Consider the following 3145-nt stretch of genomic DNA (forward strand, 5'->3'; position numbering starts at 1 on the left):
ATTCACGCGAACAGCCCTGTGAACAGGGAGATCAGCTGTCCGCGGAGCGGGACCCGAGGCGTCCGCCTACAAGGATCTTGCGCTGTCCGCTCTCATTGGCGACGTCCGGTTCACCCCCGCACCGGCGGGACCACACTTCGGCCACGGCGTGAGCCGCCTCCGTCACCGATTCACCCCCGCACCGGTGGGACCACGTGTCGATCCCGACGCACGGCACTCCGAGCTTCGGTTCACCCCCGCACCGGCGGGGACCACTTGTGCTGGGCGACGTCCTGGAGGCAGTTGTTCGGTTCACCCCCGCACTGGCGGGGACCAACGCTGCCCGGTCCTCTCGGCGTGCTCCAGTGCTGGTTCACCCCCGCACCGGCGGGGACCACGAACGCACCGGTCCCGAAGCCCTCGCCAACGCCGGTTCACCCCAGCACCGGCGGGGACCACCCGCTGAGGTGGACGACGATGTGGTCGAGGGTCGGTTCACCCCCGCACCGGCGGGGACCAGCCGCGCAAGCGGCCGGCGGACTGATCCAGTGCCGGTTCACCCCCGCACCAGCGGGGATCACGCCGCAGACGGGTCCCGGATCGTGGGCGCCATCGGTTCACCCCCGCGTCGGCGGGGACCACTTCATCGCCTACGTCGCCGACGCCACGATGGACGATTCACCCCCGCACCGGAGGGGACGACACGACGGCGCCTTCGACCATGACGTACTGCTTCGGTTCACCCCCGCGTCCGCGGGGACTACTGCCGGATGAGGACCGTGCCGGGCAGGCCCATCGGTTCACCCCCGCACCGGCGGGTACGACAACTGCAACATCTCCCGCGCCCAGTGCACCGTTGGTTCACCCCCGCACCGGCGGGAACCACATCGCGCTCAAGGGCGCGGCCGCCGGAGTCGACGGTTCACCCCCGCACCGACGGGGAGCACCTCTCCCTCTGGTGGCGGAGTCCAGCGCAGCCCGGTTCACCCCCGCACCGGCGGGGAGCACGGTTCCGCAGTGGCCGGTGAGAAGCGGGCCCGCGGTTCACCCCGGCACCGGCGGGGAGCACGCGAGCAGGAGTTTGAGACGCGCCGTTTCCAGCGGTTCACCCCCGCACCGGCGGGGACCACGGAACCGCCTCGCGCGCGTACACGGATCGTTCCGGTTCACCCCCGCGTCGGCGCGGACATGACTTCGTGACCTGCAGCCTATCGTCGGCACCGTCTCAGGCCGCGTCCGCGACCAACTCTGGGACGCCGTCACCGACTCAGCCGTTGCTGGGGGTCGGGCCAGGCGGTTGCCTGCTGTTCGAGCCAGCGGGTCGTGAGGGAGTCGGGCAGGATGCCGGCGTAAGCGCGGACGCCGCCTGCTCCGGTGCAGATGACGCTGGTGCCATGGCGCGCGAGGGTGGCCAGGGCGCGGGTGGTGATGGAGACGCCAGGGCCGAGGAGCAGGCAGGTGAGTGCAGCGGTGGGGATGTAGACGGTGTCCGTGCGGTCGTCGTCCACGTGGATCTGGGCGCAGACTCCGGTGTCGTCATGGACAACGCGGACCTTAACGGTTCACCCCCGCACCGGCGGGGAGCACCTTGGTGGGGCTCACGGAAGCAGTCCCTTCTCCGGTTCACCCCCGCACCGGCGGGGACCACTCGGCCTGCCGGTACAGCAGGACCACATCGTGCGGTTCACCCCCGCACCGGCGGGAACCACTGCTGGTTCTGCTGGGTGGAGGCGTTCAGCTGCGGTTCACCCCCGCACCGGCGAGGACCACCGCCTGGCGCCGATCACGCACGAGTGCGCCTACGGTTCACCCCCGCACCGGCGGGGACCACGTGATGCACCTTGACGGCGGCCGCATCACCGGTTCACCCTCGCACCGGCGGGGAGCAGGCTGGAGCCGAACTGCCGCCCCGGTTCACCCCCGAATTGGCGGGGACCACACCTCCAGCATCCCCGCGGCCCGCACCTGGATCGGTTCACCCCCGCACCGGCGGGGACCACCGCTTGACGGCTGAGGCGGCATCCTCCTTCGCCGGTTCACCCCCGCACCGGCGGGGACCACGTGGACACCACGAGCCCGGCGGCGTCGATCACCGGTTCACCCCCGCACCGGCGGGGATCACGAAGATGCGGCGGAGGAGGTTGGCGTTGGCGACGGTTCACCCCCGCACCGGCGGGGACCACTCATTGAGGGCGACGTACAGGCCGTCGGGCTTCGGTTCACCCCCGCACCGGCGGGGACCACGCTCCGGCCGAGATGGCGGCCTGGTCCATGTCCGGTTCACCCCCGCACCGGCAGGGACCACTGGCGCGCCGACACCCTGACATCGATCACGCTCGGTTCACCCCCGCACCGGCGGGGACCACTCCGGGTCCGACCAGCGGTCGGCATAGCCCCACGGTTCACCCCCGCACACGCGGGGAAAACTCCCAGACGTTCTTCCACGCCTCCTTGATCGCCGGTTCACTCCCGCGTCGGCGGGGACAACGCCGGCTACCACCACATCGCCTGCGAGCGCCGCGGCCCGCGCGGGCGGGGACGACGTGCGGCGGGCTGTTCGGGCAGGTGTGCCGGACGGTTCACCCCCCGCACCGGCGGGGACCACATGCGGGCGGATTCGACGCCCTGGGCGAAGGCCGGTTCACCCCCACACCGGCGGGGACCACGCGCACGGCGCCAACTTCGAGGGCGTCGACCGCGGTTCACCCCCGCTCCGGCGGGGACCACTCTTGCTCGACACGCAGGACCCGGAGAGCCTCCGGTTCACCCCCGCACGGGCGGGAACCACATGCAAACCCCGGGCGGGGGCCTGCACTTGTACGGTTCACCCCCGCACCGGCGAGGACCACACCCTCATCGCCCGCGACGCCGCCTCCCGCACCGGTTCACCCCCGCACCAGCGGGGATCGCCTTGTGGGCGAACGTGCTGAGGGGATCGAGCGCGGTTCACCCCTGCACCAGCGGGAACCACTCGGCGACCTAGCGGTCACGCTCACATCCCTTCGGTTCACCCCCGCTCCGTCGGGGACCACGGAAGGCCGTTCAGGTACTCCTCGACGGTCTTCGGTTCACCTGTCGACGGTCAAACAATTCCCCACGATCTGCATGATCGGCGTCAGCCAATTCCCCACCACTGTGGTCACGACTCCCCATGGGGACGCTGACC

1 pseudogene and 2 CRISPR repeat arrays are annotated in these 3145 nt (G+C 71.2%); the pseudogene reads right to left on the reverse strand.

Annotated elements, in window-relative coordinates:
- Positions 1-106: 106 nt before the first annotated feature.
- Positions 107-1164: direct repeats of the CRISPR family, unit length 22 nt; unit sequence GGTTCACCCCCGCACCGGCGGG.
- 83 nt (positions 1165-1247) lie between these two features.
- A pseudogene (locus tag ACFY10_RS54990) lies at positions 1248-1493 on the reverse strand (type I-E CRISPR-associated endonuclease Cas1); the annotation flags it as partial.
- Between the two features lie 44 nt (positions 1494-1537).
- Positions 1538-2467: a CRISPR direct-repeat array (repeat unit 29 nt; unit sequence CGGTTCACCCCCGCACCGGCGGGGACCAC).
- The last annotated feature ends 678 nt before the right edge of the window (positions 2468-3145 follow it).

Source organism: Streptomyces sp. NPDC001401, from assembly GCF_042895385.1.
Taxonomy (GTDB): Bacteria; Actinomycetota; Actinomycetes; order Streptomycetales; family Streptomycetaceae; genus Streptomyces.